This window comes from Janthinobacterium sp. J1-1, from assembly GCF_030944405.1.
Lineage (GTDB): Bacteria > Pseudomonadota > Gammaproteobacteria > Burkholderiales > Burkholderiaceae_D > Janthinobacterium.
This window is the reverse complement of the sequence record NZ_CP132339.1, coordinates 2,066,633-2,084,866: the sequence shown is the minus strand read 5'-3', so window position 1 is coordinate 2,084,866 and position 18,234 is coordinate 2,066,633. Positions and strand designations below refer to the sequence as shown.

Genomic DNA, 18,234 nt, shown 5'->3' with positions numbered 1-18,234 from the left:
GTGCGGTGCGAATGCACCGGCACGACAGGCGCAGCGACACTGAAGCAGCCAGCAGAACGACATGCCCGATGGCACGTCAGAGCGCAGCGAATCGGCGGCCATCATGGGCGTATCTCCGGCCACACCGGATGCGCAACGCCGATCACGGCGGATGCGCTGACCGGGCCGAAATAGCGGCTGTCGAACGATGCTGGATTCGTCACGCTCAACAGGAGCAGTTCGCCCGGTTCAAGGCGGCGGCAAAGCTGCAAGGACGGCAGCGCCCGGCCCAGCCGGTCGGCGGGCAGTACGGCGGCCGAAGGCACGCCGTCGATGCGTACCTGACCGGCGACGATGCAGACGTGTTGCGGCGCGACCGCGCCCACACGTTTGAGCAGCGGAACGCGCGTCGGCAGGTAGCCGCGCTGCGCAGCGAGCGCGGCAGCCGTGGCCGGAAGCGGCACCAGCACGATGCTGTCCACGGACAACGGACGTGGCAGCGAGGCGGTGCGCGGGTCGAACGGGTCAATGCGATACCAGCCGACCGCCACGCTGTCGGACGGGTTGTAGGTCAGACGCGGCAGCGGCGACACGAAAGCCGCCCAGGCCAGCGCAGCGAAGCCGATGGCGGCCAGTGTCGCCAGCACGATGCGAGCGCGCAGGCGTGAGCGAGGACGCGGCGCCACGTCGGGCGCGTTGGGTGTGGTGGTCGGGGCGGTCATGGCAGCACCTTCCCGGCCAGCCAGGCGGTATGCCGCTCGGTGGTGTATTCGGGCAGCGCAAGGCGAGCCGCAAGACGGTTGCCCAGCGTGCGCCAGTACGCCGGCGACACGTCGATGGCAGCGATGCCCAGCGCCTCGATGCCGTCGATGCGCTCCAGCACGGCGCGCACGTTGGCATCGCCTTCGGTGTGTAGGAGCAAGCGCGCGCCCGGCTGAACACCGGGGATGCGCTGCGCCGCGTCCAGCGGTGTGCAAGCCTGCATCACCATGAGTTGCCAGCGGATCGTGCCGTAGTCGTTGGCCTGCCAGCGGATGCGGCAGAGCATCGCGCCCGGCAGGAACACCGCGCAGCGCCGCCAGCGGTCGAGCTGAAGCGTGCGCGCCGGTTCGCCGAAGCGCAGGTAGAGCTTGAAGCGATGTTCGAGGTAGGCCAGCGAAACGCGCGTCAGCGGCACATTGCCGGCCTGTCCGGCGAGTGCCGAAAGCGCAGGCAGCGGCGCAGCCGGTGCCGCGTTCGCGGCAGGCCAAGCGAATGCGTTCATGGTGTGTTCTCCGGCGGAAACTCCCGCTCCAGCAGGCCGCGCAGCAGGTCGGCCACGGTCACGCCTTGCGTGAAGGCCGACACCTTGATGCGCGCCCGCATGGCGGGCGTGATGTCGAGCGTGAGGCGGGCCGTGTAGAGGTCGCCTTTGCCCAGCGCGTCGGCATCGCCCTGACGAATCCACGCCTCGGCGTGCGGATTCGCGGGCGGACGTGCGCCGATGCCGACGCGCTTGCCCGTGCGTTTGCTGTTGGGTGGCTGCTGCGCTGTCATGTCGGCCACCGCAGCAGTTCGTCCACCAGGGCGGTGATTTCGCGGGCGGCGGCACTGTCGGGCGCTGTCTCGCGTGCGAGCCGGCCAGCGGCCACGCTGTCGGCGAAGACGATGCGCTGATGCACCTCCGAGCGCAGCGCGGGCAGCGGCTGTTCGGCGAGCGATTGCCGCGCCTCGCGCCCGATGATGGTGGTGCTGACGCGCCGGTTGATGACGAAGGCCGCGCGGAGCAGCGGCCGGAACACCTGCGCCTCGCGGATCAGCGAAACCATTTCCGAGCTGGCCCAGAGGTCGTAGGGGCTGGGCTGCACCGGGATCAGCACGCGCTCGGCCGCCAGCAGCGCGGAGCGCGCCAAGGCGGCGATGCGCGGCGGCCCGTCGATGATGACGTGATCGGCCCGCCTGGCGAGTTCTGGCGCTTCCTGATGCAGCGTTTCGCGTGCGAGGCCCACGGCGCTGAACAGCCGTGGCAAGCCTTGCTGGCTTCTGCGCTGCGTCCAGTCCAGGGATGAACCCTGCGGGTCGGCATCGAGCAGGACGACATGCTGGCCGCGCATCGCCAGTTCGCCCGCGATGTGCGTGGCGAGCGTGGTCTTGCCGACACCGCCTTTCTGGTTGAGCAGAGCGAGGATCATGGCGCGGCCCTCCCTGCTGGAAAGCCGGGCTTTACCTGCCGTGCAAAACGCTGTTCGCCGTGCCGTTTCTCGGTTGTCCACCGAAACGGCGCGCTTCTACTAAAAGTTATGTATTTCTTGTTAGGGAAGTTAGAGGGGCCGCAAACCCGCGCCGTTATTGGCTTTCCGGCGTTTTCGTACTCCTGATAGCACGATAGGCGTACTCCCGATAGCACGATACCCGGTACTCCTGATAGCACGAGGCCGTCCACACCTTTTCCACGAGTTATCCCCGTGCCGTGTGCAGCACGGGCCGGAAGGTCAGCAGTTCTTGTCCGTCGTCCGGCATTCGCTCGATGCCCAGGACGTAGCCGGGCAGCGACTGCCGCGCCACCAGGACGCGCAGGTCGTAAGCGAAGTCGGAGAAGCGCGCAGCGCTGCCCGACTTGCGGTGCAGGTGCCGGAAGTCGAATTGCCAGCCGCCCGGCTGCTTGCCGCCGTGCTTGCGCACCAGGCGGTACAGCCAGCGCTCGATCCCGCCCTTCAAGCGGAAATAGGCTGGGTCGATGGTCAGCACCAAGGCGGCATCGAGCACGCCCGCATAGAACCAGTCCGGCAGGATCAGTTCGATGCCCAGCGGCACGCCGCTGGCATCGGCCAGTTCCTTCCACTCGTTGATCCACGAGAAGCGATGCAATCGCCTTCCCGTGGTTTCGCGGATGGACGTGGCCACCGTGGTCGATTGCAGCCGGTCGAGCGCGGCTTTCAGGCGCAGGTAGTCGTTGAGAGACGTGCCGCGCCCGATGAAGCGCAGGATCTCGTAGGGAGTGGCGCGTATCCAGCGCGACGGGCGCAAGCCCGCGTCGCGCGCCTCCACGATCTGCGAGGCGGCCCAAATCAGCAGGTCGGCATCCCATATCGTTGCGATGCCGTGCTCCTGCGTACCCTCCACGCGGATGGTGATGCCGCCGGCGCGGAAGTCGATCGGCGCGGTACGCCGCGACTTCGCCAGCGAGAAGAACGGAAAGGCCATCAAGTCCTGGCTGTCGCGGGGTGCCATGTCGCCCGGCAGCGCGCGGAACAGGTCGAGCTGTTCGCGCTGCAAGGCTTGCCCTGGCGGGCTGGACATGGCGACGGCCACCCACGCGCCAGCGATCAGCGGCCATCACGGTAATCGCCCGCGTGGCGTTCGGCATATTCCGGGTCGGAAGTCGCCTCGTAGCTGCGCTGGTCGGCCCAGGCATCGAGGTCGGACACCGCGTACATGACGCGGCGGCCGAACTTGCGGAACTTCGGGCCGCCGCCGATCACGCGCTGTTTCTCCAGCGTGCGTGGCGACAGGCGCAGGTACTCGGCGGCTTCGTCGTTGGTCAGGTAGCGTTGGGGCTGCGCAGGCGCAGCGACAGCAGCGGCGGCAGGCCGCAAGGGAGCGGGTCGCATGGGATGTACCTCCATCAAGCCCGGCCACACCACGCGGCCGGTTAGAGGCACTTTCAAGAAAGCGAGGCTGCTTGCTAAGGGACGATCTACGGGGGACGCGAAACGTCCCCCCCTACTGCAACGGCGGCGGAAGCTGTGCCAGGCGGCGATAGCCGCCACGCATCAGCGCATCGCCACGACGTACCAGCCGCCGCACGCGGGCACGTAAGGCGCTGTCCTTGTGCCAGTCGGCGGCGACGGCATCGGCGCCGAACAGCCCTTCGGCCACTTCGCGCAATGACGCGCCCGCCAGGGTCGCGTCGAGCGTCTGCAAGGTGTGCAGTTCCAGCACCGCGGCCGTCGTGGGCCTGGAACGGGCCGCCGCCGCAGGCGTGGCAACCGTGGCCACGGCCAATGCGTCCAGCTCGGACGCGAGCGTGCGATAGCGCGCGCAGGGCGTGGCGCAGGCGCGGGTGGCGTAGAGGTAGGCCATGCCGTCTTCCAGGCCCGGCGCGAGCGCGAGCCGCAGGCAGCAGCCGGGCCAATGCGACACCAGCACCAGGCGCTTGCCGTCGTGGATCAGTTGCTTGCGGCCAGGGACGCGCCAGAACTCGAAGGCATGGGCTTCGGGTGGCGGGTCATCGTCCGGGTAAACCTGCACGACGGCATCGTGATCGGGAAACCAGGCCGGATGCGCGTCGCGCGCATCCAGGGCTGGGTCTTCCAGCAGGCGCAGGCCCCACGCCTGCGCCGTGTCCGGCCGGCGGCGGCGGCGCAGCCAGTCGCGGCGGTAGTCGGGATTTCGGCGCAGGTATTCCCACGCCAGCGCAGGGCCGTCAAGGTGCAGAACGTAGAGATAGGCCGCTGTCGGATACCAGTGTTCGGCGCTGCGATCAGTCATGGCGAAACCTCCCTCTGTTTGGGATGCGTCGCCACGATTTCCGCGATGCGGGAACTATCGAAATGCCATCAGGTCGTCATCAAAATTGGTTAGGCTGTAACTGTCGGTGTCAAGACCATTTGGCTCTGCGTGTTGCGGAAATCGTCTGAATGCGACGGCTACGCCTTCAGGAAAATGACGCGCAGCACCGAACACCGTGCCGCAGCCCGCGCCCAAGATCAGGACTGTTTTCAACAGGATCGCACCACTTCGGTGCAAGAATGCGGATTCAGACCTGCACGGTCTTGATCAAGATTGAAATAGTCACGATGCGCCCCGGCTGGCTAGGCCGCGCTGGTTTTCATCAGTCCGTGATCGCGCCGTTCTCCTGCGCCAGCCGGACGTACTCCGATAACGGGCGCACCGCCTGGAAATACCGATCCCGCCGCACCGGCAGCTTGCGCGGCCCGACGATGCCCGCCAGGTCGGACAGCTTGACCATCCCGAGCTCAGGCATACCGATACCGAGGTCGATCAGGCCGTAGGCCGTGTCGCCATCCGCCGGGTCGAGCGACACCAGCAGCCAGGTCACATGCGCGTCCGGGGTGAACAAGCGCACCACGGGCAGCGGGTCGAGCCGCTGACCAGCGGCGAGCGCCGCGCCGTGGGCCAGCAGCCGGGCGCGTTCATCAGCGGTGACAAGCGGCAGGGTCATGGGCAGCTTCTCCACGAAACCGACGATGCGCGAATGCGCTTTGGTGCCGAAGCGCAGAACTGCCGAAACGCATCCGTGCATTCGTGTGGAAGCACCGATGTGCAAGCCATCGCATCCGTAGAAGAACAGAAGCGCCGAAGCGGAATTGTCGGAAGCCGGAAAGACACGGATGCGATTCCCCGGTTCTGTCGGAATCCGCATCTGCGGATTTCCGTAAAAGCACGAAAGCGGGCCTTTCAGCCATGAATGAACACTATAGATTGTAGCCCTATAGGGCGCAATGGGCTGTCATCTTGGTTTTTATGGGGAAACCAAGTTAGTGACAGCGAAACACTCATTGGCAACGGCAATACGGACAGTCAGGAAGGCGCGAGGCTTGAGCCAGGAAGCGTTCTCCGACGTGTCCAGCCGCACCTATATGAGTACGCTGGAGCGCGACTTGAAAAGTCCGACCCTGCACAAGCTGACCGAGCTGTGCGAGGTCATGGAAGTGCATCCGCTGACGCTGTTGACGCTGGCCTACGCCGGCGACGACACGCACAAGGCCGACGAACTGCTGGCGCGGGTGCGCCAGGAGTTCGAGGCCGTGCTGAAAGAGCGCGACGCGCCCTAGCGCGTCTGAATGCCCGCAAGCGGAGCGCGCAGCGCCGCCAGGCGCGAAGGCGTGAGGGATTGAAGCCGAATGGACATGACGCCATTGGCGGCATGGGGCGCAGCCCGAAAGCCCGGCGGCGCAATGCGCCGACACGCCATGCTGTTCCTACTGCCACGGGCTTCGAGCCATTCGACCATCACCAATGCAATGCTGGCCTTGGACATGCGGGACATGGGGCAACTGCCGAAACCCTGTGCGTGCGATGCTGCGATCAGCAGCACCGCGCCCCGCCGCAATGGGCGGGGCGCGGTGGGCGGCCGTCAGGCCGCCTTGGGCTTGCTGCGCGACCAGATGAGGTCGTGCGTGTCATTCTCGCCTTCGATCAGGCGGGCATAGACCGTCGCCGGGAATGAAGGATCGTCGATGGCCACCGACAGGTAATCCCGCCCGGCCTCGCTGGTTTTCTTCCACGCCGCGCCGAAGTCGTGGCCGGCCGCTTGCAGGCGGAAGTCCGGGGCGCTTTCGTTCTCGCCCTTGTCGTTGGGAACCAGCTTGACCTTGAAGTTGAGGGTCAGGGTGCGGAGCTGGCCGGTGAAGCCGTCTTTCTCTGCGGTGAAGGTGCCGATGTTAGCCATGATGATTTCTCCTTTCGGGTTGAACAAGGTCGCGCCAGTGCGTCCTTGTTGTGATCCGTCCGGCGGGGGATGGGCTGGCCGCACCGCGCAGCGGTCGCAACACCGTGGAGAACCTGGAAGCGAAAAGAATTTGTCCCGCGAGGAATGCGCGCAGCGCAGGGGGAATTGTTTTCGCTGGAAGGTTGCGGCCATGAAGCCCAGCCACCGCCAGGATTCACAACAACACAAGGACGTACTGGCCGCCCGCTCCCGAATGGAGGCATGGCCGACTCGGCATCCCCGCGCGACGGCTTCACCGGCCTGCGCCCTGACACGGGCAAGGACAATGCCCAGCGACAAGGTGAAAGCGTTCCTACCGCTGCTTGCGGCCCTTTGCGTGAGGCGTGGCGTGGAAGCTCCATTGCAAGGCCGGGCGGCGTGTCGGTGAACCGTCCTTCGTGACGTACAGGCGACGAACCGCCAGCGTCGAGGACGGCACGCTTTCGTGCAACCTGCGGCAGCAAGCCGGGGCGTAGCCCCACACGCCCGTCCATTGCGGTGGGGCGCGTTCGGAATGTCGTCGGCGCTGTGCGCCGACGCACTTATGGGCTTCGAGGGTTTCCCGCGCACAAGGTCACTTGTGCGCCGCCCCTTCGCCGTCCGCCCGAAGGCGGCGAAGGGGCGTTCTGGCTTTGGGCTTGGAAACCGGGCGCGGCCACCGCCGCGCCCGGATTTTTGACCATCGGCACCAGGGCGGAACGGCCTGGGGCCGATGCTGATGGAACAGCGAAGCGCCCCGGCCGAAACCGGGGCGCTCGGTGGTGGTGAAGGTCAGGCGGCGAGTGCGTGGGCCTGCTGCTCGTCGTCGTTGTCGATGGCTTCCGGCTCGTCGTTCGTCACCGCCTGCGGCGCATCCTGCGCCGTGGTGTCGTCGGTGCCTTCGGCCTTGAAGATGGCAGGCATCCAGCCGGTGCCATCGGCCAGCCGCTCGGCTTCGCTGGCAATGTCGGCCTTCTTCAACTTCGCCAGCCGGGTGACGTGCGCCGGGGCGTACTGCTCCACGGCTTCCAGAATCGCGGCCTTCGGCACATGCCGGAAATAACCCTCATTGGTGGGCTTCCACCATGCGGCCATGTCCAAGCCGACAGCCTGCGCCAGTTCCGCGCCCGGTTGCTGCGGCGTGGCGCGGGGTGTCACCACGTCCACCGTGACGGCCACGGATATCGCCAGCAGCCGCACCAGTTCATCTTGCGACTTCGCTAGCAGCACGGCGAACAGTTCGGCGCTGTCCTCCGGCAAGCCTTCGCCTGCTACCTGCTGCAACTCGCGCAGCGCCACGGCGGCGGGCGAATCCGGTATATCCGGGGCGATGCCTTCCAGCCGGTCTTGCGCTTTCAGGCTCACGCCCAGCGGCAAGTCGTGGCCGTAGTGGCTGCCCTGCAAGACGGTCTGCACCATGCCATGCACCAGCGCGGCCAGCGCCACTTGCGGATGCCGGGCGACTTCGATTTGCAGCGCGGCGGTGCGGTGGGCGCTCAACCGCTGCGCCAGCTTGTCGGACATGGCGGCGGTCTTGGGCTGCTCGTCGTCCTCGCCTTCGTCGTCGTTCCCGGCTTCGCTTTCGCTGCCGAAACCTTGGCGCAGGCGTTCCAGTGTGCGCAGCGCCTTGGCCTCGGCCTCGCGCATCAACCCGCGATGAATCACTGCCTGCCCGTTGCGGTCGATGGTGACGATGGCACCGGCTGCGGCCTTCACGGTCGTGCCGTAGTCCTGCAAGCCATCTTCCAGCGCCTGCAACTGCTCGCCCACGGCTTCGCCTTCTTCCTGCAAGGCATCGGCCTTTTCCTCGTCCTCGGTATCAAGCGCGTCATCCACGGCGGCGGCCAGTTCGTGCATCTTGGTTTGCAGCTTCTCGATGCGCTGCGCTTCGCGCTTGTTCGGTTCGCGGCGCTCCCTCGGCGCACGCTGGAAGGCGTGCAGGTCGGCATGGGTCACGGCGGGGGTGGCATCCACCCACGCCCAGCCTTCGTCCTTCACCTCGGCGGCGATACCTGCCAGCTTGTCTTGCGCCAGCCGTTCCAGCAGCGCGGCATCGGTCAGATACACGCCCGCGTCACCTTCCGCGAACAGGTCACGGCGCACACCACCGCCTGCGGCTCCGTAGGTATCCAGCCCCACGAAACGCACCAGCGGATGCCGGTATGCGTCAATCTCGCGCTCGGTGAGGCGGTCGCGCAATTGGGAAGGGTTGCGCTGCCACGTCGGCGCGTCGTAGAACGCGGTTTCCTGCGCGGCGTGGTCGTCGGTGATGGCAAGGGCCATCAACTGATCGAGCGTCACGGCTTCGGCGCGGTAGTCGGCCAGCAGCCGGGGCGAGACGTTCGCCAGCTTCAAGCGGCGCTGCACCACCAGCGGCGTGACGCTGAAATCGGCGGCTATGTCCTCGATGGGTCGGCCTTCGGCCACCAGCGCGGCGAATGCCTCGAACTGGTCGGCGGGGTGCATGGCTTCGCGCTGCACGTTCTCGGTGAGGCTGGCCGTGCGGGCGGTGCCATCGGCCACCAACAGGCAAGGCACTTCCCATTCCTTGCTGATGCGGCGCTTCTTCGCCAGCAGCTTCAACGCGGCCAGCCTGCGGCCACCGGCCACGACTTCGTAATGCTCGCCATCGGCGGCGGCAATGACGATGAGGTTTTGCAGCAGGCCGACACGCTGAATGCTCGCGGCGAGTTCGGGAATGGACATGCGCGGGGTCTTGCGCACGTTGCGGCCAGCAGGACGCGACACCAGCCGCGACAGCGGAACCAAAATCAGGTTCTTGGTCGGGTCGGCGGCTTCCAGCGGGATAGCGGCGGCGGTGTTGAGGGCGCGGGCTTCGGTTTGGGTAATGGCGTTCATGGTGATAACTCCTATCGGTTCAGGGATGCAGCAGCGAAGAAAGCGGCAAGGGCTGCTGCCTGCCCCTGCCGCGTGGGGAATCAGGCCTTCAACTGGCGCAGGCCATCGGCCAACATCCAGAGGGCGCGATTGAGGCGCACATCGGAATCAATGCCCTGCACGGGGCGGGTCTGCTGGCGGCGTCCGTTGGCGCTGCGGCCATGCAATCCGCCTTTGGTCAGGTTTTCTTGGGTGCGGTTGAACACGCTCCACAAGTCCGGGCGGCGGTCGTCGAACCGGCGCGGCATCAGGATTTGGCTTTCCGTGATGGGCGCGGGTTTGTTATCGGTGGGGTCGTACTTGAGGGCCAGCGCGGAACGGGCGAACACTTCGGCTTCGCCTTCGTCCAGCGTGATAGCGCGCATCAGGTCGCGGGATTCCTTCACGCGTTCGAAGCCGCTCAACACCTCGAAAGCGCCTTCGATGACAGAACCGGCCACGTCGCCCTTGTGCGGCACGCGCACATCGGCCACGGTATCGCCGCACACAAGGCCATTGCTGCAAACGAACCGGAACATTCCGGCCAGCATCTGATAGCTGCTGGTGCCGTCGTGCGAGTTCAGCAGCACGATTTCATTGGCTTCCGCGCCGTTGATCTGACTGGCATGGCGCAGGCGAATCATGTGTTTGGTGTAGTCGCGGCGGTCGTCGTGCCGCACGCGGGTTTGCGCTGCCATGAAGGGTTCAAACCCTTCCTTGCGCAGTTCCGCCAGCACGGCGGCGGTGGGAATGTAGGCGTACCGTTCGGAGCGGCTATCGTGCGGGGCCTCCGCGAAGATGGACGGGGCTACGCGGCGGATTTGGTCGTCGGACAGCGGGTAGTCACTGCGCAGCGTCGGGGAATGGGAAGCGAATCGAGATGCGAGTTGCATGGTTTTCTCCAATGAGTTGCTGTGGTTTCAAAGCTGACCGGATTCCAAGATTCGGAGCCCGTTGTGGCTTCGGTTGGTTCGGCGCAGAGACCTGGGCCGGTCCTGTTTGCCGCCGTCTTTCCTGAGTTCATCGCCCGCGAAAAACCGGGCCAGCGAGGGACTGGCCGTCAAGGGAGAAGCGCAGGGTTGGTGCGGCCCGCAGCGCAGCGAGGACTCGGCCCTGCGCGCCTTGACGGCCAGGCACCGCGGGCTACGGTCGCGGGAAAAAGCGATGAACTTGGGGAAAGACGAACAGCGGCCAATGGGCCAGGGGGTGCGCTGAAACCAACGCCGCGCGGCGAGCGCCCCTGCGTGCCAGCGGCACGCCTAGCTGGATGGCTGTTGGTCGATCAGGTGCAACCTGTTCGGTGCATGCGAGGGGCGCCAAGCAAGGCGCGGCGGGGATGGGCTGTCCAGCCGATCCCCTGGAGGGCAAGCGCCGCGCGCAGGCCAGGAGCGAAGAGACGGCCGGAGGCATCAGGGATCAAAGCCGCATGGCCGCGACTCGGCACGAGGCGCGGGGCAACGCCCGCGAGCCCGACGGCGGCACGCCGGGATGCTCTACTGTTCACAACAAAATGTAAGTGACGCAATAGTACTTATGAGCCACAATGTAGCTACATCTATTGTGAGCGCAACAATGGCAAGTAACGACGTCGTTCGTGCCCGGATTGACGGGCAGATTAAAGAAGCCGCAACTGTTGTTCTGGCTGAAATGGGGTTATCAATTTCGGATGCGATTCGGATGCTGCTGACCCGAATCGCGGCAGATAAGGCACTCCCCTTTGACATCAATCGTGTGTCGTCCGATTCTGATCGGAAGGCACCATAAGGTTGCGCTGAGGCAAGGCCCGCAAATCGTTTCTCTGAACAGTAGGGATCAAGAATAGTTCATGGCATCTATCAGACCTTCAGCATTCAATCAACGTGAGCGTTTGGACGGCGGCCCCTTCCTTGTCATTGAAGCAGCCGAACCGGAAGAGGAAGGCATTAACGTTTTCTTCACTGATATTCCCGCAGCGGAGCGCAAGCCGGATTCGCCAATAGCGAGACTGCTCAATGTGTGTCCAGACAGATTGACCATTTGGCCTCTTAATATTCGAGAAGATCGCGACGATTACCTGCAACCTAAATACGGCACCCTTGAACGCATCGTCGTCGCTCGGCCTGTTATCGAGCCCTACATACTGCCAGAGACTACTGACGATGTCGTTGGGCTTCTTGAGCAGTTGCCGGATGGGTTTGCCAAAGATTTTCGATTCGGTTTGGGGCTTCTGTGGGAATATCGGCAAATTTGCGAAACAGCCGCCAGCTTAGAAAACGTAAGCATACTCATTGTCCACAAAGGAAATGACGCGAAAATTGATTCGCCATTCTTTATTCTCGGAATAAGAAGATTTCATGAATTAAGAAAAGAATTAAATCGCATAGCCTCTCGCCACCAGAGAGACGCGCGCAAGGACAAGCAATTTCATGTCTACCAGACCTTATTACATGCTGCCGATTCAGCACAATTTCCCGCTCTAAAGAAGAGCGTAAGACCTGATGCACTAACGGAAATGACCGATGGTGGGCGGCAGCATGTGACGCTTTCCAAGCGTGATCGGCGCGCCGCTGTTCGCATGGTTCAAGACAATATAGAAGCACTGGCGGAATCTGAGCCGCGCTCGCTGCTGGCATTAAAGAATGATATTGAGCTCATCACACTGAATCAACTGATTGAGCGATACCAGGAAATGCTTGGAAAAGGACTGACGGAAAGCAAGTGGCAAAGCTTCTTTCTGGAAAATCCTTTCATACTTAGTCTTGCATTTGCCGTTCCAGCCATGCTGGTTCAGGGGCAAGCTTATGCAGGTGGCAAGCGACTTAACGGGTCCGGCGGAAAATTTTCAGATTTTCTATACGCATCCGCTTCCACGGGCAATCTTGGCCTCATTGAGATAAAAAAGCCGCAAACCGAACTGCTAGGAAAATCTCCCTATCGTGGAGATGATGTTTTTGGCCCATCGACAGAATTGGGTGGAGCGATTGCTCAAATTCTAGATCAGCGTTTCAAATTGCAGAGTGAACTACCCGTCATAAAAAATAACATGAACCGATACGACCTCCACAGCTATGCGGTTCGCTGCATAGTTGTCGCTGGCATGACGCCACAAGAGCATCAGCAAAGAAAGTCATTCGAGCTCGTTCGAAATGCGTTCGCAGAGATCGTGATCGTGACTTTCGATGAACTACTTGCAAGGCTAACCGAGATTAAAAATGCGCTCCAACCGATTCCTACCTTAGACACGGTGCCGTTCTAAAACCAACTGACAGTTGGCCATTCCGTAGTTGGGATCAATGGCTGCAGTGTTCAACCAATCCATCGGCCGATCGGCATGTGGATTTCAACAACAAGATTGAATCAAATGCATATATCCAAGCTCAGCCTGGTCAACTACCGGAACTTTCCCAACACGAAGCTGCTGTTCCAGAAGGGTATCAACACTGTCATCGGCGAAAATGGATCTGGCAAAACCAATCTCTTTCGCGCAATCAGATTGCTGCTTGATGACAACATGATTCGCTCTGCCTACCGGCTGGAGCATACCGACTTTCATCGCGGCCTAGGGCGCTGGCAGGGACATTGGATCATCATCAGTCTTGAGTTTGAGGAAATCTCTGCGGATGAATCAGTGCAGGCGCTCTTCCGACATGGGACGGGCGTAATTGAGGAAGAGGCGAACGGCAAGGCCACTTACAACCTGATCTTTCGTCCGAAGAAGGAAATCAGGCTGCGACTTTCTCAATTGAACGATGGTGATCAGGCAGGCCTCGACGCTATCCTGAACCCGGTCACCATCGACGACTATGAAACGATTTTCACAGGTCGGAGTGAAGCCGACTTCAACGACGAGGCCTTCTATAAGGATGTGGTCGGCGACTTCGCGAATGTTCGATTCAATGAAGAGGTTGAATTTCGTGTTATCGGCGCGAAGATTCCGAACGTGCTGTCCGTCTCCAAAGAAATTTCGTTCACTTTCGTCCAGGCGCTACGGGACGTCGTCTCCGAATTTCACAACAACCGGACAAATCCGCTCTTTTCGCTTCTGAAGGGCAAGAGCGGCGATATCGACCCCGTGGCGTTCCAGGCTATCACCGACGGGGTAAAGGCATTGAATGACTCCATCGAAGCGTTGCCAGACGTGCAGGTCGTCCGGACGGATATCAGAGACACCATCAAGGATGCGGCGGGTGAGGCGTATTCGCCGTCTTCTCTTTCTATCAAGTCGGATCTGCCAGACGAAGCTGACAAGTTGTTCCAGTCGCTCAAGCTGTTCGTTGGCGAATCGGGGGAGAGCCACGAAGGACCGATCCACGAGCTGAGCCTTGGTGGAGCAAACCTGATATTCCTCACGTTGAAACTGCTTGAATTCAAGTATCAAAAGGCTAAACAGTCGATCGCCAACTTTCTGCTTATCGAAGAGCCGGAAGCTCACATTCACACACATATCCAGAAAACACTGTTCGACAAGCTCAAATACGACGACACACAGATCATTTATTCGACCCATTCGACGCACATCTCTGAGGTCAGCAATGTTCAGAACGTGAACATCCTCGGCAGAGAAGGTGATCGTTGCGAGGCATACCAGCCTGCAATTGGCCTAAACCCAGAAGAGATCGGCAACATTCAACGCTACCTGGATGCTGTCCGTAGCAACTTGTTGTTTGCCAAGAGCGTCCTCTTAGTGGAGGGCGATGCAGAAGAAATTCTCGTTCCGATCCTGATCAAGAACGTGCTAGGCGTCAGCCTTGATGAACTCGGCATCAGTTTAATTAATATCCGCAGCACTGGATTTCAGAACGTCGCGGTTCTTTTCGATGATGCCCGAATCCGGAAGCGGTGCAGCATCGTCACCGACCTTGACAAGTCCATCATTGACACAACGCCGGCGGCGGGAGACTCCGAAGGGCTGCTCCGGCGCAAGGGCAAGTATCAGGCATCCCAGGAAAAAGGGGTCGCCAGGAAAGCGTTATTGGAAGACACCTTCAAAGATAACGGGTGGGTTTCTCCATTCTTTGCCCCCCATACCTTCGAGGTCGACTTCATTGCCGCCGGCAATGCGCGTAAGGTGGTCGGCATCCTTCCTGATGTCTACAAGGATGCACCAACCATCGCGACGGCCAAGGCGGAGCTCGAATCAGCGGACATCGCGTTGTTCGGTCAGCGCGCATTGACCATGGCGGACAACTACGGCAAGGGATGGTTTGCCATCTTGCTGGGAAAGAAGATCGATCCGCAGACCGCCATTCCGAAGTACATCTTGGACGCCATCGCTTTTGCGCATCCGGTGGTCACTAAGGAAGTCTGGTTTAACGTGCTGAGCTACCGCGTGAACTACATCGATGCAGAAGATATCTTCACTGCGTCTGCCGTATTCGACGACTTTAGGGCCAAGCTGCTGGCCTTCCGAAATGGAGACATCGACTTCGTCGGCATCCGAAACGAGATGCTTGCCACGTTCCCAGATGATCGCATCAACGATGTACTCGCGGTGTTCTGATCATGTTCATGTGGAACAAAGATGATCTGAATCCCGAGCAGGAAGCAGCCATTCTGAAGCCAGGGAGCGTCTTTCTCATCGCTTGCCCGGGCAGCGGGAAAACGCGCACGCTCACCTACAAAATCGCCTATGAGTTGTCCAGGCTGAAATCGAACAAGCAGTTTGTCGTTGCCATCACTTATACGCACCGTGCCGCCGACGAAATCCACGAGCGCATTGAGAGCCTTGGGGTGGATACATCCCGATTATGGATAGGAACGATACATTCGTTCTGTCTTGAATGGATATTGAAACCGTACGGCATCTATCACGAAGCGTTGGATCGAGGCTTCCGTGTGATCGATCAGCATGAGCGCGAGAAAATCCTGGAGGCATTGTGCAAGCCTTACCAGAAGCCAAAAATAACATTCTGGGATTGTGAGTTTTATTACACCGAAACTGGATATGTGCTCTCCTGCCCACAAGATTGGAAGCATTCGGGTCTTCACGTCATATTGGGCAAGTATTTTGAGATTCTGCACGAAAGTCGGCAGCTAGACTTTGAGCTCATTCTTTACTATGCGTACCAACTGATCGCACGTCATCCTGCGATCAGCACTCTTCTGGCACAGTTGTTCTCTTTCGTGCTGATCGACGAGTATCAGGACACCAAACGAATTCAGTATTCGATCATCACCGCCATTCTGAAAGCTGGTCAAGGTGCGACCAAGGCCTTTATTGTCGGAGATCCTAACCAGGCGATTTATCAATCGCTTGGCGGATATCCGATTGCCTTCGAGGATTTCAAGGCGATGGCCAATATCGATTTGGACGAACTCGAACTGTCGCGGAACTACCGTTCTTCTGAGCGCATCATTGAGTACTTCGGAAACTACAACGTTCACAACACACGCATCGAAGCCGCATCCGAGGACAAGGCGTACCCAAGCCTTATTTCATTCGACGACACAGTGAGCAAAAATGATCTGGACGCTGAGCTCATCCGGCTCATCCGTTTCAACATTGAGACTATGGGCATCTCACCTCACGAGGTGTGCATTCTCGCGCCACAGTGGACGCATCTTGCAAGCATGACACGTCGTTTGGTCGCCAGCATGCCGGAGTACTCATTCGATGGCCCCGGTATGGTTCCCTTTGCACGGGACACAGAGAATTTCTGGTACAGGCTTTCTAAGATTGCACTTACTCAGGCATCGCCGGGAATGTATGTGCGCAGACTGCGGTGGGCCGGGGAGATTCTGAATGACCTAGAGGCGGCCGGGGCTAGCGTGTCGAAGCTCACGCGGAGGTCCTTGTTGAGGGAGTGCAATGCAATTAAGATCGATGAAACAGATGGTCTTACCTACTTGAGCGCATTTTTCGAGCGTCTGTTTGCAAACTTAGCAATCGACTTTCGCCTTTTCACGCTGCTTCAAGAGCATCACGTTGCCTTCTTCGATAGTTCGCAAGCCCGGGTAAATCGATTGAAGAGTGAAGGTAGCGAATTTATAGGCGATATTGAGACATTCAGGAAGGTATTTCAGCATAGGACTGGAATCACCATCTCGACGATACACGGCGTCAAGGGAGCCGAGTTCGATGCAGTGATCGCTTATGCATTATTAGAAGATATGGTGCCGCATTTCAATGATCCGAACGGTCAAGAAAGCGCGATGAAATTGCTGTATGTCATTGGTTCGCGGGCAAGGAAGAACCTGCACCTTGTTTCGGAACGAGGTCGAGTTCGCCAGTATTCTGGCGAAGAGTATCAAGTAACTCGCAAGCTTGCCTCATGCAGTTTTGGATACGATCAAATTCCATAGAAATCACGAGTAGCGCAACCGCGCTCTCTATGGGATGCCCTACAGCTTTGTTTAGCGTTTGGCTGAATCATCTGCGCGCGGCTCGCTCTGCATGCCCTGCTGTCGCCAGCTCAACATGCAAGCGGAGCGCGCAGGCCCGGATCACAGTGTCGGGCCGTGGAGGGCTGGCGAATGCCAGTCCCGTCAGGGATGAGCGAATAGCGAACGTGGAGCAGCGCGATCCACAAAGTGGAGACGCTCAAGGTTCCGTCGCTTACTATTTGGACTACGGCGAGTTGAGTAAAAAATATGAAAAATATCTTTGAAGAAATCAATGAATTTTCTTCGGAAAAAATCGCGTTATTCAGCTTTGGGAAATTTTGCTACGTCTTTCTTAATAAAGACCCGATCTTTGTCAAGAAATTGCTTCCCCTCATCCAAACCTCTCTGGCAAATGAGAGCTTTCAGGCAGACGTAATGCGTGCTTATACGGAGGGCTGCATGAATGAAAAGGCGGCCATTCTGAAAGAATTTGAAGCCAAACGCGACCATCCAAACGCAGCCAAGTTTTATGGGCCACAGCTTGATCTAGTGGACAAGCGATTGGCTATAAAGACAATCCAGCATTTAATGGACTACTTAAATAATTATCTCAACGAGTATCCGGGATCGCTAGAAATTCTCAACAATTCCTACAAGCATATCCATGACGAAGATGGTGTTTCGTACATAAAAGAAAATTACGCAAATTATCGCATTGGCTGCATTTTTTATTCCAAGCACCAATCAATCATGGGGAGGGCTGAGATGCTGGAGCTAAAATATTCCAAGGTAGTTGAACGTGAGTACGAGAAAATTGGAATTGACATAAGAAAGGAAGATGCTCAGTTCTCTAAATATAGTCTTGTCAGCCTGAACGAGAATATTCAGATATTCAACGACAAGGATAGTCAGACAATACGCGATGAACGCATAGGGCGACACTTCTGGATAAAAGTTCCGAGGAAGCTGCTTACCTCTATCGAGGAACTCATTGAAAAAGGAATGCTGTCCGAAATAGCATTCAGGATTGATTACGTCTCCGATTATGTCCCTGCAATGGAGGAGATGGAGTTTGGCGCTCCGTTGCGATTGAAAATATCTTCCCTTCCTAGATTGTCAAAGTTCTACTCCACCGATAAATATGAGAACAATCTATGGATTCACCATGACGCAGAGAAGCTAAGTTTGACTTTTGAAGAATTGATGGAGGACTTTGAGGTGGCAGGCGACGACGTCGTAACGCAAGTCATCCATCTTGAATACAGTTCAAAAGGCGATGATTTTTTTATAACTCACTTGGATCACGAATTTATCGTATATACGTTGGATAGCTATCAAGAAAGATTGAGCAATGCCAACATCAAGGGGCATAGAAAAATAAAGACATTCAAAATAGATAACTCAATGATCCCGTTTGATATAAATATTAGCGGGGATCTTTTTCTGTTTCAGGTTCTCGATTCGTATTTAAAAAATGATGACTTGATTCGTGAATATTTTGAAAAAATTAACTGACTTTATAGTTTGAGATATTTAATTAAAACAGCGATCGGCATAGAACATGGCGCTGCTGCCCGCGATAATCATGTGATTGGGCGCTCGCGCCCACTAGCCCCAGCGCATCCTTGAGCCGCAGGCCAGTTCCTTATCGGCCTATGGCGATT

At 59.2% G+C, this 18,234-nt stretch carries 18 protein-coding genes; 6 read left to right on the top strand and 12 right to left on the bottom strand.

Going from position 1 to position 18,234, the window contains the following annotated elements; genetic code table 11:
- Window positions 1–101: 101 nt before the first annotated feature.
- The 8 genes from Q8L25_RS09435 to Q8L25_RS09400 all read right to left on the bottom strand — a co-directional run bounded on the left by Q8L25_RS09435 (window position 102) and on the right by Q8L25_RS09400 (window position 5,344).
- Entirely contained in the window at window positions 102–701 is a 600-nt protein-coding gene (locus Q8L25_RS09435) for a S26 family signal peptidase (RefSeq protein ID WP_004883067.1), read from the bottom strand.
- Window positions 698–1,243 carry a DUF2840 domain-containing protein gene (locus Q8L25_RS09430; RefSeq protein WP_004883064.1) on the bottom strand — a complete coding sequence of 182 codons (546 nt, stop codon included), beginning with the start codon at window positions 1,241–1,243 and terminating at the stop codon, window positions 698–700. Before Q8L25_RS09430 ends, Q8L25_RS09435 begins: the two co-directional genes overlap by 4 nt.
- Complete coding sequence (locus tag Q8L25_RS09425; protein ID WP_004883063.1) at window positions 1,240–1,515, bottom strand: hypothetical protein; 276 nt, start codon at window positions 1,513–1,515, stop codon at window positions 1,240–1,242. Before Q8L25_RS09425 ends, Q8L25_RS09430 begins: the two co-directional genes overlap by 4 nt.
- Window positions 1,512–2,150, bottom strand: coding sequence for a ParA family partition ATPase (gene parA / locus Q8L25_RS09420; RefSeq protein ID WP_004883061.1), 639 nt, complete (start codon window positions 2,148–2,150; stop codon window positions 1,512–1,514). Before parA ends, Q8L25_RS09425 begins: the two co-directional genes overlap by 4 nt.
- Before the next feature lie 265 nt (window positions 2,151–2,415).
- Window positions 2,416–3,270: a replication initiator protein A gene (locus Q8L25_RS09415; RefSeq protein WP_028699137.1), complete on the bottom strand. Its 855-nt coding sequence runs from the start codon at window positions 3,268–3,270 to the stop codon at window positions 2,416–2,418.
- Window positions 3,271–3,284: 14 nt separating this feature from the next.
- Window positions 3,285–3,569 carry an AlpA family transcriptional regulator gene (locus Q8L25_RS09410; RefSeq protein WP_004883058.1) on the bottom strand — a complete coding sequence of 95 codons (285 nt, stop codon included), beginning with the start codon at window positions 3,567–3,569 and terminating at the stop codon, window positions 3,285–3,287.
- 112 nt (window positions 3,570–3,681) lie between these two features.
- A complete protein-coding gene (locus Q8L25_RS09405) occupies window positions 3,682–4,449 on the bottom strand; it encodes a DUF2285 domain-containing protein (RefSeq protein WP_004883055.1) in 768 nt (255 codons plus the stop codon).
- 343 nt (window positions 4,450–4,792) lie between these two features.
- The gene (locus Q8L25_RS09400) at window positions 4,793–5,344 is read right to left on the bottom strand and encodes a DUF2958 domain-containing protein (protein ID WP_004883053.1); all 552 of its coding nucleotides are present in this window, start codon (window positions 5,342–5,344) and stop codon (window positions 4,793–4,795) included.
- Between the two features lie 118 nt (window positions 5,345–5,462).
- Between Q8L25_RS09400 and Q8L25_RS09395 the strand changes: the two genes are divergently transcribed.
- The gene (locus tag Q8L25_RS09395; protein ID WP_064717570.1) at window positions 5,463–5,756 is read left to right on the top strand and encodes a helix-turn-helix domain-containing protein; all 294 of its coding nucleotides are present in this window, start codon (window positions 5,463–5,465) and stop codon (window positions 5,754–5,756) included.
- Here Q8L25_RS09395 and Q8L25_RS09390 read toward each other — a convergent pair.
- The 4 genes from Q8L25_RS09390 to Q8L25_RS09375 all read right to left on the bottom strand — a co-directional run bounded on the left by Q8L25_RS09390 (window position 5,753) and on the right by Q8L25_RS09375 (window position 10,161).
- On the bottom strand, window positions 5,753–5,971 hold the full coding sequence (locus tag Q8L25_RS09390; protein WP_103790875.1) for a hypothetical protein: 219 nt from the start codon (window positions 5,969–5,971) through the stop codon (window positions 5,753–5,755). The genes Q8L25_RS09395 and Q8L25_RS09390 overlap by 4 nt on opposite strands.
- Window positions 5,972–6,058: 87 nt before the next feature.
- Window positions 6,059–6,373 (bottom strand): DUF736 domain-containing protein, encoded by a 315-nt coding sequence (locus Q8L25_RS09385; RefSeq protein WP_004883051.1) that lies wholly within the window; start codon window positions 6,371–6,373, stop codon window positions 6,059–6,061.
- A gap of 810 nt (window positions 6,374–7,183) precedes the next feature.
- Window positions 7,184–9,250, bottom strand: a complete 2,067-nt coding sequence (locus tag Q8L25_RS09380; RefSeq protein WP_004883050.1) for a ParB/RepB/Spo0J family partition protein — start codon at window positions 9,248–9,250, stop codon at window positions 7,184–7,186.
- Window positions 9,251–9,330: 80 nt separating this feature from the next.
- A complete protein-coding gene (locus tag Q8L25_RS09375; RefSeq protein ID WP_004883049.1) occupies window positions 9,331–10,161 on the bottom strand; it encodes a DUF932 domain-containing protein in 831 nt (276 codons plus the stop codon).
- A gap of 679 nt (window positions 10,162–10,840) precedes the next feature.
- Here Q8L25_RS09375 and Q8L25_RS09370 point away from each other — a divergent pair.
- The 5 genes from Q8L25_RS09370 to Q8L25_RS09350 all read left to right on the top strand — a co-directional run bounded on the left by Q8L25_RS09370 (window position 10,841) and on the right by Q8L25_RS09350 (window position 18,085).
- The gene (locus Q8L25_RS09370; RefSeq protein WP_004883046.1) at window positions 10,841–11,032 is read left to right on the top strand and encodes a type II toxin-antitoxin system RelB/DinJ family antitoxin; all 192 of its coding nucleotides are present in this window, start codon (window positions 10,841–10,843) and stop codon (window positions 11,030–11,032) included.
- A gap of 61 nt (window positions 11,033–11,093) precedes the next feature.
- Window positions 11,094–12,503 (top strand): Shedu immune nuclease family protein, encoded by a 1,410-nt coding sequence (locus Q8L25_RS09365; RefSeq protein WP_004883043.1) that lies wholly within the window; start codon window positions 11,094–11,096, stop codon window positions 12,501–12,503.
- 105 nt (window positions 12,504–12,608) lie between these two features.
- Window positions 12,609–14,747, top strand: coding sequence for an AAA family ATPase (locus tag Q8L25_RS09360; RefSeq protein WP_004883041.1), 2,139 nt, complete (start codon window positions 12,609–12,611; stop codon window positions 14,745–14,747).
- A gap of 8 nt (window positions 14,748–14,755) precedes the next feature.
- Window positions 14,756–16,549: a UvrD-helicase domain-containing protein gene (locus Q8L25_RS09355; protein ID WP_207570148.1), complete on the top strand. Its 1,794-nt coding sequence runs from the start codon at window positions 14,756–14,758 to the stop codon at window positions 16,547–16,549.
- 288 nt (window positions 16,550–16,837) lie between these two features.
- Window positions 16,838–18,085 carry a hypothetical protein gene (locus tag Q8L25_RS09350; protein WP_004883036.1) on the top strand — a complete coding sequence of 416 codons (1,248 nt, stop codon included), beginning with the start codon at window positions 16,838–16,840 and terminating at the stop codon, window positions 18,083–18,085.
- Window positions 18,086–18,234 lie beyond the last annotated feature (149 nt).

Bases quoted from the DNA above. Each gene is read 5' to 3' on its own strand.
- Q8L25_RS09350 (WP_004883036.1), top strand. From the start codon at position 16,838: ATGAAAAATATCTTTGAAGAAATCAATGAATTTTCTTCGGAAAAAATC.
- parA (WP_004883061.1), bottom strand. From the start codon at position 2,150: ATGATCCTCGCTCTGCTCAACCAGAAAGGCGGTGTCGGCAAGACCACG.
- Q8L25_RS09425 (WP_004883063.1), bottom strand. From the start codon at position 1,515: ATGACAGCGCAGCAGCCACCCAACAGCAAACGCACGGGCAAGCGCGTC.
- Q8L25_RS09430 (WP_004883064.1), bottom strand. From the start codon at position 1,243: ATGAACGCATTCGCTTGGCCTGCCGCGAACGCGGCACCGGCTGCGCCG.
- Q8L25_RS09355 (WP_207570148.1), top strand. From the start codon at position 14,756: ATGTGGAACAAAGATGATCTGAATCCCGAGCAGGAAGCAGCCATTCTG.
- Q8L25_RS09380 (WP_004883050.1), bottom strand. From the start codon at position 9,250: ATGAACGCCATTACCCAAACCGAAGCCCGCGCCCTCAACACCGCCGCC.
- Q8L25_RS09405 (WP_004883055.1), bottom strand. From the start codon at position 4,449: ATGACTGATCGCAGCGCCGAACACTGGTATCCGACAGCGGCCTATCTC.
- Q8L25_RS09375 (WP_004883049.1), bottom strand. From the start codon at position 10,161: ATGCAACTCGCATCTCGATTCGCTTCCCATTCCCCGACGCTGCGCAGT.
- Q8L25_RS09365 (WP_004883043.1), top strand. From the start codon at position 11,094: ATGGCATCTATCAGACCTTCAGCATTCAATCAACGTGAGCGTTTGGAC.
- Q8L25_RS09370 (WP_004883046.1), top strand. From the start codon at position 10,841: ATGGCAAGTAACGACGTCGTTCGTGCCCGGATTGACGGGCAGATTAAA.
- Q8L25_RS09435 (WP_004883067.1), bottom strand. From the start codon at position 701: ATGACCGCCCCGACCACCACACCCAACGCGCCCGACGTGGCGCCGCGT.
- Q8L25_RS09390 (WP_103790875.1), bottom strand. From the start codon at position 5,971: ATGTCCCGCATGTCCAAGGCCAGCATTGCATTGGTGATGGTCGAATGG.
- Q8L25_RS09360 (WP_004883041.1), top strand. From the start codon at position 12,609: ATGCATATATCCAAGCTCAGCCTGGTCAACTACCGGAACTTTCCCAAC.
- Q8L25_RS09400 (WP_004883053.1), bottom strand. From the start codon at position 5,344: ATGCGGATTCCGACAGAACCGGGGAATCGCATCCGTGTCTTTCCGGCT.
- Q8L25_RS09410 (WP_004883058.1), bottom strand. From the start codon at position 3,569: ATGCGACCCGCTCCCTTGCGGCCTGCCGCCGCTGCTGTCGCTGCGCCT.
- Q8L25_RS09385 (WP_004883051.1), bottom strand. From the start codon at position 6,373: ATGGCTAACATCGGCACCTTCACCGCAGAGAAAGACGGCTTCACCGGC.